Source organism: Paenibacillus sp. FSL P4-0081, from assembly GCF_000758565.1.
Lineage (GTDB): Bacteria > Bacillota > Bacilli > Paenibacillales > Paenibacillaceae > Paenibacillus_AQ > Paenibacillus_AQ phytohabitans.
The window spans coordinates 6081217-6093901 of the sequence record NZ_CP009280.1; the positions used below are offsets into that span (position 1 = coordinate 6081217).

The 12685-nt window shown below is 50.0% G+C and carries 12 protein-coding genes and 1 pseudogene; 7 read left to right on the forward strand and 6 right to left on the reverse strand.

Annotated features, from left to right (window positions below; translation table 11 throughout):
* The first annotated feature begins 97 nt into the window (after positions 1-97).
* Positions 98-1159 carry a sugar phosphate isomerase/epimerase family protein gene (locus tag P40081_RS25900; RefSeq protein WP_197074272.1) on the forward strand — a complete coding sequence of 354 codons (1062 nt, stop codon included), beginning with the start codon at positions 98-100 and terminating at the stop codon, positions 1157-1159.
* On the opposite strand, the gene P40081_RS40135 is transcribed toward P40081_RS25900, so the two are convergent.
* Positions 1152-1247, reverse strand: a complete 96-nt coding sequence (locus P40081_RS40135) for a hypothetical protein (protein WP_081970540.1) — start codon at positions 1245-1247, stop codon at positions 1152-1154. The two genes, P40081_RS25900 and P40081_RS40135, sit on opposite strands and share 8 nt — an antisense overlap.
* A 413-nt stretch (positions 1248-1660) precedes the next feature.
* On the opposite strand from P40081_RS40135, the gene P40081_RS25905 reads away from it, so the two are divergent.
* The gene (locus tag P40081_RS25905) at positions 1661-2830 is read left to right on the forward strand and encodes an MFS transporter (protein WP_042139089.1); all 1170 of its coding nucleotides are present in this window, start codon (positions 1661-1663) and stop codon (positions 2828-2830) included.
* A 63-nt stretch (positions 2831-2893) separates the two neighbouring features.
* Here P40081_RS25905 and P40081_RS39105 read toward each other — a convergent pair whose 3' ends face one another.
* The 5 genes from P40081_RS39105 to P40081_RS25925 form a co-directional block, all read right to left on the reverse strand.
* Positions 2894-3121, reverse strand: coding sequence for a hypothetical protein (locus P40081_RS39105; protein ID WP_197074273.1), 228 nt, complete (start codon positions 3119-3121; stop codon positions 2894-2896).
* The gene (locus P40081_RS39110) at positions 3090-3473 is read right to left on the reverse strand and encodes an SDR family NAD(P)-dependent oxidoreductase (RefSeq protein ID WP_052422003.1); all 384 of its coding nucleotides are present in this window, start codon (positions 3471-3473) and stop codon (positions 3090-3092) included. The genes P40081_RS39105 and P40081_RS39110 overlap by 32 nt, the downstream gene beginning before the upstream one ends.
* Positions 3474-3793: 320 nt before the next feature.
* Positions 3794-4174, reverse strand: a complete 381-nt coding sequence (locus tag P40081_RS25915; protein WP_081970112.1) for a carbohydrate kinase family protein — start codon at positions 4172-4174, stop codon at positions 3794-3796.
* Positions 4175-4462: 288 nt separating this feature from the next.
* Positions 4463-5836, reverse strand: coding sequence for an LLM class flavin-dependent oxidoreductase (locus tag P40081_RS25920; RefSeq protein WP_042139090.1), 1374 nt, complete (start codon positions 5834-5836; stop codon positions 4463-4465).
* 189 nt (positions 5837-6025) lie between these two features.
* Complete coding sequence (locus tag P40081_RS25925; RefSeq protein ID WP_042139092.1) at positions 6026-6907, reverse strand: LysR family transcriptional regulator; 882 nt, start codon at positions 6905-6907, stop codon at positions 6026-6028.
* 167 nt (positions 6908-7074) lie between these two features.
* Here P40081_RS25925 and P40081_RS25930 point away from each other — a divergent pair, with 167 nt between their 5' ends.
* The 5 genes and pseudogenes from P40081_RS25930 to P40081_RS39500 all read left to right on the forward strand — a co-directional run.
* Positions 7075-7761: a carboxymuconolactone decarboxylase family protein gene (locus tag P40081_RS25930; protein ID WP_052422004.1), complete on the forward strand. Its 687-nt coding sequence runs from the start codon at positions 7075-7077 to the stop codon at positions 7759-7761.
* 37 nt (positions 7762-7798) lie between these two features.
* Positions 7799-8989, forward strand: coding sequence for an amidohydrolase (locus P40081_RS25935; RefSeq protein ID WP_042139093.1), 1191 nt, complete (start codon positions 7799-7801; stop codon positions 8987-8989).
* A gap of 159 nt (positions 8990-9148) precedes the next feature.
* Positions 9149-10753, forward strand: coding sequence for an ABC transporter substrate-binding protein (locus P40081_RS25940; protein ID WP_042139094.1), 1605 nt, complete (start codon positions 9149-9151; stop codon positions 10751-10753).
* A gap of 82 nt (positions 10754-10835) precedes the next feature.
* Positions 10836-11780, forward strand: a complete 945-nt coding sequence (locus tag P40081_RS25945; RefSeq protein ID WP_156118690.1) for an ABC transporter permease — start codon at positions 10836-10838, stop codon at positions 11778-11780.
* 25 nt (positions 11781-11805) lie between these two features.
* Positions 11806-12681: pseudogene (locus tag P40081_RS39500) on the forward strand (ABC transporter permease); the annotation flags it as partial.
* Positions 12682-12685 lie beyond the last annotated feature (4 nt).

The window sequence follows — 12685 nt, forward strand, 5'->3', positions numbered from 1 at the left end:
CGACATTTCCGAAGAATCTGTCGGTTGTAAAATAGACAGATGTTGATATTATTGTAAAGTACTCATGAAATAAGTCAATGAAACGGAGATGTACAAATTGAAAAAAAACAGAAAAAAGGTACTAAAAGTAATCATTGCGTGTATTAGTCTCATAATAATTCTTGTTGCCGGGTATGAAATCAAAGAAAAAATCCGCATTAATAAAATTGTCAAATCACACAAAACGGAGCAAAGCAATATTGTAAAAAGTAAGGGCCGGAATAATTCACAGCATATAACAACTGCAGTTCAACAGATTATGATAGGAACAATGAGTAATAATTATGATAATGCTTTACAAACATTACTTAATATTAAAAATGCAGGTTATGATTCTATCGAATTAAATGATTTTATGATTCACAAGTCTTCCATTCTTGTAAAACTAATGACAAAGTTCTCAGGAATGCCTATTGGCAATGGCGGCAAGCTTGATTGGCCTAAGCTGATTAAGGAAAGCGGACTGAAGGTCGTAAGCCTACATAGTAATCTGGGGAGCATTGAGAAGGATGCAAAAGCGATAGCCGTTGAAGCGAAAAAATTCGGTACAGATACAGTAGTTATTACCGGTATGTACAAATTTGATTATAGTAGTTTAGATGACGTGGAAGAACTTGTTCAAAGTCTGAACCAGGCAGGAAAAGCCCTTTCTGAAGAAGGGATACATCTTTTATATCATAATCATAATGTTGAACTGCAAAAGGTAACCCCCGATAAAACAGCTTACGACATTATTATTGAAAAAACAGATCCTGCATATGTTAATTTCGAGTTTGATAGTTACTGGATGGCCGATGGCGGGGCTAATGTTCCGGCTTTGATGGAAAAACTGGGCAGCCGAATGAAATTATGGCATATCAATGACCGCGGACATACCAAATCAGGTCCCTATATGACACCCATTCTGAAAGAAAATGCTACTGAATTAGGATATGGAAATATGGATCTGGATACTCTCTCAGCAATTGCTATAAAAAACGGAGTAGAAGGTGTTATATTAGAAACTCATAAAAATTGGGTGGATAACGACCCAATCAAGAGTATCCAGGTTAGTGCAGGATACATGCAAGAAAAGTTTGGTGGCCAAGAGAACGAAGTACAGAAAGATAATGCTACCTAACCATTTTAAATTGTAATAGAGCCATTGTGGGATCACCTATCTGAAAGAACTGCGGAAACACAGTGTTGATCACCGCTGCCAGCATCATAGGCACGATGAGCAGCCCGCCACCACGTTGTTGTTCACTTTCTTAATCACCTTCATACATACTCACCCCCCTGCAAAATAAAAATGACCGAAAACGATTACAGGTTGAGTAATCGAAATCGGTCATGCCTGGTTCGCCCAGTAACAGTCCGTGTAAGGAATATAACCTTATTGTAGTCGGCCGCGCCAGAATGTCAATCATCCATTTTCATGAAATTGCTTTCTCCACGAACCCCTCTGTCTTCAGACTCGTTTGTTCTTGCTATTCAAAGCTCGCTGCTCCTAGATAAAGGCTCTTACCCTTACGAGGACATCAAAATAGTGTTATTTATTAATTTATTATTGCTATTTAAGATAGATTTATATTGTTATAATGCTATTGCAAAGTGTATACAAATTGAGGAGAGATTAGAGATGGTTACGTTATTGCTGATTATTATTTACCTGGCATTCATAGGTCTCGGATTGCCTGACGCCTTGCTTGGAAGTGCATGGTCTATTATGAAACTTGATATTGGTGCCACAACAGAAATGGCAGGTTATATATCGTTAACGGTTTCATTCTGTACGGTTGTATCCAGTTTATTTGCAAGCAGATTGTTGCATAGGCTTGGCACTGGAAAGGTAACATTGTTCAGCATTCTATTAACAACGATTTCCTTATTCGGATTTTACTTCTCAAACGAGTTCTTATTCTTTATACTTCTGGCGATTCCTTTGGGATTAGGTGCTGGTTCTGTAGATGCAGCATTAAGTAACTATGTAGCGCTACATTTTAAGGCCAGGCATATGAGCTGGTTGCATTGTTTCTGGGGGATTGGAGCAATGACGGGACCTATTGTAATGTCATTTTCACTGGATAATGGAAATAACTGGCGCATGGGATACCTTACTATAGGGATAGTACTTACTATCATAGTACTAATATTATTGGGATCGCTGTCTTTATGGAAGGTTTTTGAGAACGGTAAGATAGAAGAAGGAGACGAGAAGACACTCATCAGTAACAGAGAAGCCTTACGAATCAGGGGTGTGCGAATGTCCATGGTCTCCATGCTTTGTTACAATGGTTCGGAAACAGCCGCTGGTCTATGGATGGCATCCTTTTTTATTGAAAGCAAAGGAATTACTCCTGGCACAGCAGCAGCCTTTTCTTCTCTATTTTATATTGGAATCATTATAGGGCGTATTTTTTCCGGATTTCTTTCGACTAAATTATCCAGTAAAAGGCTGATACGATACGGTGGGTTAGTTGGCTGTGTCGGACTTCTAATTCTTATTTTACCGGTTCCACATTGGGTTGCTGCAGGAGCATTGCTCATTGTGGGACTAGGTGGAGCGCCAATCTATCCGAGTATTGTTCATGCCACACCGGAACGGTTTGGGGAAAAAGCTTCTTCGAGTGTAATTGGACTTGAAATGGCAAGTGCTTATACAGGTTCTACATTGATACCTTTATTAATGGGGTTTATTGCAAGCCAATTTGGTATGTTTATGGTACCCATTATCTTGCTTCTACTTTTTAGCATCATGTTTGTATCTTCAGAAATGGTTAATAGGGTTTACAAACATAAGCTTATATAAAGTATTGCACTAAAGTAGCAATCTCTTTTCCATTTCACTGTAAATGGGAACGCTGAGCTTCTCCTAGATCAAATCCTTCATTTTATCAGCAATAAGATCTGACGCTCTTCTAGGACTCAAACGATAGAGTTTATCCATTATTTTGGAATCCTTGCCCGCCAAAACTCGAATCTGGTCATTTTCAATTCCTTTCACAATAATTTTGGCAGCTTCTTTAGGCGTTAACAATCGGGAAAATTGTTCCTTACTTATCTCCTTATTATCTGCAACATCCAATCCGGAATTTATCATAATTGTTTGTGCTTACTCCTCCAGGAAAAACAAGGGTTACTTTCACATTTGTATCTTTAAGTTCAGCCCGAAGACCCTCTGTCAAAAGTTTCACAGCAGCCTTGGATGCGCCATAAATGGTTTGACCGGGGACCGGAAGAAATCCTCCCATACTGGATACATTGGCAATATGCACAACTGGTCTTTTCAACAGATAAGGAAGAAATGATTTTACCATATAAAGTGTCCCATAAAAATTGATATCCATAACTAACTTGATTTTATCGTATTCCAATTCATTGACTTTCAAAAACGGATGAATAATACCTGCATTATTTATGATTCCATCCACTTTTCCATGCTGATCAATCACTTGCTCCGGGAGCGCCCCGATAAACGGAAAAATAGTATATGAATCCTCAAATCATCCGTTTTTTAATCCTCTTTACGAGAACCAAAAACAAAAATTATTTGCGCAATTGAATTTCTATGCGAGTAAGCCATATGAATTTCCATTAATTAAGAAGTCGGCATTCTTGAAAAATTCATCCTTATTAGTATTTTTAACAATCAAACATTTGAAGGTACCTCATTAATCGGCCCCTCTGTTTCCTATCCTATATCAGAGGATAGAGTGAAAGGAATAATCCATGATTCACGCGGATTTTTTTATCGTTATAAAATCCTACAATATTACAAGTCGATCCCTATTGTTCTGCACGAAAAACTGTTAAGCATAACGGGCGTCTCCTTACTCTTCGTGATCACTACCATGCTGGTAGATTCGTCCACCCGCTGGACTCCGCTTGTATTCATTCCTGCACTTTGCAATTCATTTACCAGAAACGTCCCGAGACTGTCTCTCCCCACCGCCGAAGCAACCTGCGACCGGATGCCCAGCTTCTTGACATTAATGGCAATATTGGAAGGCGACCCGCCAAAATATCTGGTATATCCGCCACCTTCTAAAGCCCCGCCGTAATCGTTGGAGATCATATCAACTAGCAGTTCGCCCACCGTTATCAGATCGTTCGCTCTATCTTCCAATGGTATGGCCTGACCGAGATTAAACACCTGTTCTCCCCCTAAAACTCCATTATCCTTTCGTCATAATTCCATTCTATTGTTTCTGCCTAAGCAATACTTCAAAAAAAACGTGCTCTTTTTTCAATTCACAGGCACAACACGGAACGTAACAACACACATCTGGTCACTCTTAAAAAGCCCAAACCTATAAGGTCTGGGCCTGATATTCAAATCAAGTAACATTTATATCTGTATATAGAAATTCACGCAGAGCCGTTTGCCGTATTAAAATAACCGGACGGGCTCTCCATCATGGCTCTTGTTCAATGCTAAGCTCTATTCCTCCAGCCTACGGAAGGCTGCCCCCGGATGTGTATCCGCCAGGCGCGTGGCTCCCTTTCCGAACAGCCGCTCACGGAGCGTCGTTTCCTCATACCGCTCCCGGAATATCCCCCGCTGCTGCAGCACAGGCACAACCTGCTCGACGAAGTCGCGGTGTCCTCCGGGCAGGACGTAACGTTCTAAGTTGAAGCCGTCCACTCCCGTCTCCTCCACCCAATACTGCATTTGGTCCGCGATCTCTTCTGCTGTGCCCGCCACAGTAATTCCCCGGAATTCCTTGGCCGAGAAGTTGTCGATGACGTCCTGCACCGTAGGAATGAAGCCGCTGTGCTTAGTGTATCTTTCCGTATGGGTACGGCCTTGCTCTGTCTGCAAATTGGTGAACGGCGCATCAGGGTCAAGGGCTGTAAGGTCGATGCCCGTCGAGGTCTCATAGGTGAGCAGTGCCGCTTCCTCGCTGGCATAACTCCGGTAGGATTCCAGCTTCCGCTGCGCCTCCTCCTTCGTCCGTCCGACGACGGCGGACAAGCCGGTGAAGATCTTGATCTGCTCCGGGCCTCTCCCATAGGCTGCTGCCCGCCGGCGGATATCCTGCACTTGTGCGCGCAGTGCCTCGGCGGTAGGGGCTTTGAGGAAGACGCCTTCCGCATGTTTGGCTGCGAAATCCCGTCCACGGTCCGAGCTGCCCGCCTGGAAGAGAACCGGTGTCCGCTGAACCGACGGTTCGCTTGAGTGGGCTGCGGTCATCTGGAAGTAACGCCCTTCATGCTTGACGATATGCACCTTGGAAGAATCGGCATAGCGGCGGCTGAGCTTGTCACCGGTAACCGCATCATCTTCCCAGCTGCCCTCCAGCAGCTTGTAGCTGACTTCCATGAATTCCTCCGCCTGCTCATAGCGCTCGTCGTGCGGCAGAATACCGCTTCGGCCGAAGGCCTCCGCCCCGCTGATCCCTCCCGTGGCAACCACGTTCCAGCCGATCCGGCCATTGGTGAGATGATCCAGTGTCGAGAACCGGCGGGCATTCGGGAAAGGCAGCTCATACACGGGAGATGCCGTAGTCACGAAGGCCAGATGTTTAGTCGCCGCAGCCAGCGCGGGGATCAGGAGCATCGGGTCGTTGGCTGGCGCATACACCGCCTCCCGGTAGGTGAGCTCCCTCTTATGATTGGGATAGCCGTATGAATCGGCAAAGAACATGAAGTCGAACAACCCCCGCTCCAGAAGCTGGGCCAGCTCAATCCAGAAATTCAGCTCCTTATACCGGTAGGACTGATTATCCGGATGTGCCCACAAGCCCTGAGTCATCTGATTCAGCGTGTTGATGTCGAAGATGCCTAGATGGATTTTTTTCACCTGAGAACTCATTCCTTCCTGCTCTATGATCCGTTTGTTAATAGAATATGAATATCTATAAGTACAGAGGATATCCGATGCCAAGGCGAATGTACAATAGAAAGAAGTGAATCCGGCAATTAGAAATAGTAAAGTCCGCCCCTTTTCGCAGAAAAGCCCCGGGCGAATGCAAGGATTGCACCCGCCCGGGGCAAAGCTGTTTCAGGCATACATCCGTTTGATCTCCTCTACCAGCCCTTGGCTGATCCGGCTCATGGAAGCCTGATTACGGCGGGTCAGAATTCCAAGGGAAGGCCCCTCCATCAGATCGGCTACATCCTTCACCACTGTACCCGGGATCGGCGGCATTACCGCCACTTCCGGCGCAAGCGCAATGCCCAGCTTCGATTGGACGAAGTATTTGATCACGGTAATGCCCGCTACTTCTATACTGCTCTGGCGCAGCTTGCCTATATGCTTGGTAATCATCTCTTCAATCCGGATGCGGAAGGCGCAGGAGCCGGGGGTGAACAGGAATTTCTCATCCTTCAGGTCTTTAAGATGAAGGTCCTCCCGCCCGGCCAGCGGATGATCATCCGGCACGATCAGCTTGAAGGTCTCCTTGAGCAGCGGGTAGAACTCCAGCTCCAGGTTCGGCTCTGGCTGGTTGCACAAGACCAGGTCAAGCCTGTCCTCCAGCAGCATGCCGGCTAGCTCCCTCGTTGTACCGATCGTCACCTTGGTCTGCACCTTCGTCTTCTGCCGGGTGAAGGATGCCAGGATGTCCGGCAGGCGTTTGCTGGCCGACGGCTCAGAAGCGCCGACACGGATAAGGCCGGTCTCCCCCTGAATGAAATCAGCCAGCGCTACGTTCAGATCATCGTATTCCTGCAGCAGCGACCCTGCTCTCTCATGGAACAGGCGGCCCGCCGTTGTCAGTGTAATGGTCTTGCCCCGCTCAAACAGCTTGACACCAAGCTCTTCCTCCAGTTTTTTGATCTGAATCGTAATGGTGGGCTGTGAGTACTGCAGCGCCTCCGCCGCCCGTTGAAAATTGCCAAGCTTCACGATGGTTTGAAAGGTTTTGATAAGTCGAATTTCCAAGCGCGTCACACCTCCCAATCACAACGATTTACTATTTATAAACCGAAGCTTTATATATTTCAATTATACAACTCGTTTCTTTTCCCCTATTATAGCAGACAAGCCGTTAAATAATCCAAGCGGATTACAATGAATTAAAAAATATCATAAAAAGTGAGGCCTCTATTATGAATAACCCAAGCAGCTCAGTTCCGGAAAGCAACAACAGCCTGTACACCCGCCACACCCCGAGTTTCTCCGCCAAGCTGTTCGCATACTCTCCCGAAGGCTTCAAGGCATTCGGTGAATTCAACAAGCAGGCTCTTGCAGCCGGAGTGCTGAGTGTGAAGACTAAGGAGCTGATTGCAGTTGCCGTATCGCATGTCACCGGATGCCCTTACTGCATCGAAGCCCATATCGGCAAGTCCAAATCCGAGCAAACCACTTTCGAAGAAATCTTCGAATCGGTGACTGTCGCCGCTGCCGTCAAAGCCCACTCCGCCTTCTTCAACGCTTCGAACGCGCTGAAGGCGTTCCAGGGCAGCACGGATGCCGATCTCTTCCCGCTCTCCAATATTGAACTGGCTGACAAGCTTGAGGACGTGAACGGGGACCTTTACAACGGGTTCCATGAATTCCTGCAGATTTCACTGCGCGGCGGAAGTATCCCGGAGAAAGAGAAGCTGCTGATTGCGGTCGGAGCCGCGCTCGTCGAAGGCAGCGCGTATTCCATCGAAATCTTCACCCGCCGCGCCAAGGAGGCAGGCATTACCATAGAAGAGCTGGCCGAGACAACTCTTGTGGCCACCGTGCTCAAAGCCGGCTCCGCAATGGCCCACCGCGTAAACGCCCTGCAGGCCTATGAGAGAGAATAAGCAGTGTCCGTACCCGGACAGAGAGGGGGTCGTTCCTATGACAGAGCAAACGAATAACCGCGAAGAATGGCCGGAGGGTCTGGCGGAGCAGCTCGTTGCCTGGCGGCGGCATCTCCACCGCCATCCCGAGCTCTCCTTCCAGGAGGAGAACACCGCCCGCTTCGTTACTGACACTCTCGCAAGCTTCGGCGGCCTTGAGCTCAGCCACCCGACGCCGACCAGCGTCGTCGCACGGCTGACCGGCGCCAAGCCGGGCAAGATTCTTGCTCTGCGTGCAGATATGGACGCCCTGCCGATTCTGGAGGAGAATGAGTTCGAGTTCGCTTCGGGCAAACCGGGCGTCATGCACGCGTGTGGCCATGATGGCCATACAGCCATGCTGCTGGCTGCGGCCCGGCTGCTTACAGAGCGGCGGGACAAGCTGCACGGCGAGATCCGCTTCATCTTCCAGCATGCCGAGGAGCTGCCGCCGGGCGGTGCCATTGAGCTGGTTGAGGCGGGGGTGATGGACGGTGTAGATTGGGTATTTGGCGAACACCTGGCCTCCCAGCTGCCGGTCGGACAGATTGGCATAGCCTACGGCGATATGGCCGCTTCACCAGACAATTTCACCATAGTCATCAAAGGCTACGGCGGCCATGCCGGCTTCCCCCACCGGGCTGTCGACACCATCGCGGTCGGCGCCCAGATCGTGACGAACGTGCAGCATATTGTCTCCCGCTACACGAATCCCCTGGACCGGTTAGTTGTCTCTGTGACTCAGTTCACTGCCGGGGCATCTCACAATGTCATACCGGACACAGCCATTCTCAAAGGCACGGTCCGCAGCTTTGGAGAGCAGGTCCGCCGGGATGCGCGTGAACAATTACTGCGCATTGTGCAGGGCATTACGGCGGCGCATGGCGCTGAGTTCGAATTCGATTACGTCCTCGGCTATGAGCCTGTCGTTAATGATGAAGCGCTCACCCGGATCCTTGAAGAAGCTGCGGGTGAGCTGGTCGGGAAGAATGCCGTCATCCATACACCTCCAGGCATGAGCGGTGAGGATTTCTCCGCCTATCAGCAGAAGGTGCCCGGCACGTTCGTCAACATTGGCGCCGGCAATCCGGATAAAGGCATTGTATACCCCCATCACCATCCGAAATTCACTTTCGATGAATCCGCACTGGAAACCGGTGTCCGGTTGTTCGTACGGGCGGCGGACAAGCTGCTGGACTGGGATTCCTAGCCGTAATCCCCTCAGACTTTAGTTTTATTGATTGCATCCATTAAAAGGATTCAATATACATCTTTAATAAAATCATATATATTTAATTTTAATATATTAAATCCGATTATACTAATTGGATTAATAAAGTTTAGACACCAGACTAAGGGGAGAAACCAGATGAATAAGCTATACCGCCATTCCATTCTAGTACTGCTGCTTGTCTCGCTGCTCGCCGTATACGGCTGCTCTTCGGGCAACGGCAATAACAATGCAGCCTCAGGCGCGGATGCCAGCGCTCCCGGAACGGCTGAGCCGGCCCCGGAGAACCTGGCTTCAGAGCTGCGCTTCCCGCTCGCCCAGCAGGTGCCGACGCTGGATCCGCACTTGTCGCTTAATACCAATGTTTATGTAACGCTGAATATTTTTGAAGGGCTGTTTGCCTTCGATGCCAACTTCAACCCGGTTCCGATGCTGGCCGAATCCTACGATCTGAGCGAGGACGGCAAGACGTATACCTTCCATCTGCGTCAGGGTGTCAAGTTCCACAACGGCAAAGAGCTGAAGGCGGAGGATGTCACCGCTTCCCTCAACCGCTGGAAGTCACTGACCGGCCGTGCGCAAGCCTCGCTGGGAGAATCAGAGTTTACGATAAAAGATGATTACACCGTCGAGCTTGCGCTGAGCGAGCCCCGCAACGACATTATCTCTCAATTAAGCCATGTGCTTAACAATGCCGCGATCTTGCCTAAGGAAATCGTAGAGGCAGCCGGACCGGACGGCGTGAAGGAATACATCGGTACCGGCCCGTTCAAGCTCGTTGAATGGAAGCAGGACCAGTACGTACATGTTGCGAAGTTCGATGACTATCAATCCATCGACACCCCCGCTTCCGGTCTCTCCGGCAAGAAAGAAGCCTATCTCCAGGATATCTATTTCGATATCGTCACAGACAGCGCGACACGCTTCTCTTCGTTCCTCGCGGGCACTTACGATTACGTTGATGTTACTCTAGACAATCTGCCGCAGGTTGAAGGCCTTGCAGGTGTGACGGTGAACAAGAACCTCGGATCGGATATCAACCTGGTGTTCAATAAGAAGTCTCCGCTGTTCTCGAACATCAAATACCGCGAAGCGGTAGCCGCCGTGCTGGACGCCGATGAGATTCTGCTTGGAACAGTGAATTCTCCGGACTTGTACCGCCTTAACCCGAGCTACATGTATCCGGAGAATACGACCTGGTACAGCGAAGCCGGCAAGGAGAACTATAATCAGAAGAATCCGGATAAGGCGAAGCAGCTGCTTCAAGAAGCCGGCTACAGCGGCCAGGAAGTAACCCTGCTTACGACCAAAGAGCTCGGCGGCTCCTTCTATAACGCAACAATCGTCCTCCAGAAGGAACTGGAAGCCATCGGTGTGAAGACCAAGCTGGATATCAACGACTTCGCAACCCTGCTGAAAAAACGCGCTGACCCGAACGCCTGGGACATCTATGTTGGACTGTTCACCATGCCGTCCACCCCTTCCCAGCTGCTCTACCTGAATCCGACCTACGGCTTCGCTGAAGATGCTAAGCTCGCTGAGCTGACCAAGCAGCTGACCGCAGCCTCCACACCGGAGGAGATCAAGACAGCCAACGATGCGCTGCAGCAGTACGAGTGGGAATATCTCGCCGCCGTCAAGATCGGTGACACCTACTCCCAGAGCGCAACACGTGACAAGCTGACAGGATTGACCACGCTGGCAGGTTATCCAAACCTGGCCAATACGAAATTGTCCAAATAAAGCAAACCGGAGCCGCATGAATCCCCCAGGGATTGCATGCGGCCCTTGTCCTTCATCACCCGCCTGGAAGGAGGCTCCATTCTTGGCATTTTACATTACAAGACGGCTGCTGGCCATGATTCCTGTACTCTTCGTCCTGTCCGTGATCGTCTTCCTCATCATCTATCTGATTCCCGGTGATCCCGCTGCCGTCATGCTTGGCGATGGCGCCAGTCCGGAAACGATTGAGGCGCTGCGGGAGCAAATGGGTCTGAACCTGCCTCTTCTCCCGCAATATCTGCGGTGGATCGGACATACGCTGCAAGGCGAGCTTGGCGACTCCTTCTTCATGAGGCAGCCGGTCCGCACAGCACTGGCCGAGCATCTGGGCCCGACCTTCTCGCTTGCCGTGCTGGCAGAGCTTATCGCCATTGTCATCGCGGTTCCCTTCGGTGTTCGTGCAGCCTCCAGAAGAGGAGAGCTTGCGGACAAGGCGTTGACAGGATTTTCGCTGTTTGGCATCACGGTTCCCGGGTTCGTACTCAGCATGTTCACGGTGCTGCTTTTTTCCGTACAGCTTAAATGGCTTCCCGTGTCCGGCTACAAGCCGCTCTCTGACGGCCTGATAACACACCTGAAGTATCTGATCCTGCCGGCCCTCTCGCTCGGCATTGTCCAAGCCGCCTTGCTGGCAAGAGTTACCCGCTCCTCAATGCTTGAAGTGCTGAACGAAGGCTTCGTCAAGACGGCGCTTGCCAAAGGCGTCAGCGAGCAGGGCATCGTATACCGTCACGTCCTGCGCAACGCGCTGCTGCCGATATTGACGGTGATTGGCGGATCATTTGGCGCTCTGCTTGCCGGTGCAGCCGTCATTGAATCCATTTTTAATATCCCCGGTATGGGACAATTGCTTGTCAACTCGGTACAGCGAAGGGATTACGCGGTTATCCAAGGGGTTATCCTCTTCGTCGCCTTCGCTTATGTCATGGTCAATCTCGTCGTGGATCTGCTCTGCACGATCGTCGATCCGAGGGTCAGACTCAAATAACGGAGGGAAAGGAGAACTATTGCTAATGCCCCTATTGGAGATAAAGGCGGATGAATTGGCTGCCCGCAGGCTCCGCCTGAAGCGGGAGAACCGCAAACTGTTCGTGCGGAGATTCTTGGTCAACAAAGCCGCGGTTACCGGCAGTGTGCTCATTGCACTGGTCGCTGCCGTTTCGCTGTTCGCGCCCTGGATCGCAAGCCGCGATCCCTACGCCATCGACGTCGTCAACCGTCTTAAGGCTCCAAGCGCCGTATATCCGTTCGGTACGGACAATTTTGGCCGCGACCTGCTGACGCGGGTCGTATACGGAACGCGGATGTCGGCCGAAGTCGGCTTCGCGGTCGCGCTCGGTTCATCGGCAATTGGTCTCGTCATTGGCCTGTACGCCGGATATTTCAAATGGCTGGATCAAATTCTGATGCGCGTGATGGATGGTCTATTCGCTTTTCCGGCCGTGCTGCTGGCGATAGCAATGATGGCCGCGCTAGGGCCGAGCGTCGGCAATCTGATCCTCTGCCTGATCATTGTCTTCGTCCCTTCCATTGCCCGGATCGTCCGTTCCTCAGTGCTGACTGCCAAGGAGACGACCTATATTGAAGCCATGCATACCTTGGGCGCGTCACACAACCGGATTATCTGGAAACATATTCTGCCCGGCTCCCTGTCCACGCTTATTGTTCAAGGCTCCTTCATCTTTGCCGAGGCAATTATCGTGGAGGCGGCGCTCAGCTTCCTTGGTGCAGGCATTCCCGCTCCGACGCCAAGTCTCGGAAACCTGCTGTCGGACGGCAAGCTGTATATTTACAACTCGTCATGGATGACCCTCTTTCCCGGCCTTGCCCTTGTCCTCGTCGTGCTCGCGATGAACCTGTTCGGCGACGGGCTGCGGGATCTGCTCGATCCCC

Excerpts from the sequence above, each read along its gene's own strand:
- P40081_RS25935 (WP_042139093.1), top strand. The coding sequence starts at position 7,799 with ATGACAGAGCAAACGAATAACCGCGAAGAATGGCCGGAGGGTCTGGCG.
- P40081_RS25905 (WP_042139089.1), top strand. The coding sequence starts at position 1,661 with ATGGTTACGTTATTGCTGATTATTATTTACCTGGCATTCATAGGTCTC.
- P40081_RS25920 (WP_042139090.1), bottom strand. The coding sequence starts at position 5,836 with ATGAGTTCTCAGGTGAAAAAAATCCATCTAGGCATCTTCGACATCAAC.
- P40081_RS25940 (WP_042139094.1), top strand. The coding sequence starts at position 9,149 with ATGAATAAGCTATACCGCCATTCCATTCTAGTACTGCTGCTTGTCTCG.
- P40081_RS39105 (WP_197074273.1), bottom strand. The coding sequence starts at position 3,121 with ATGATAAATTCCGGATTGGATGTTGCAGATAATAAGGAGATAAGTAAG.
- P40081_RS40135 (WP_081970540.1), bottom strand. The coding sequence starts at position 1,247 with ATGATGCTGGCAGCGGTGATCAACACTGTGTTTCCGCAGTTCTTTCAG.
- P40081_RS25930 (WP_052422004.1), top strand. The coding sequence starts at position 7,075 with ATGAATAACCCAAGCAGCTCAGTTCCGGAAAGCAACAACAGCCTGTAC.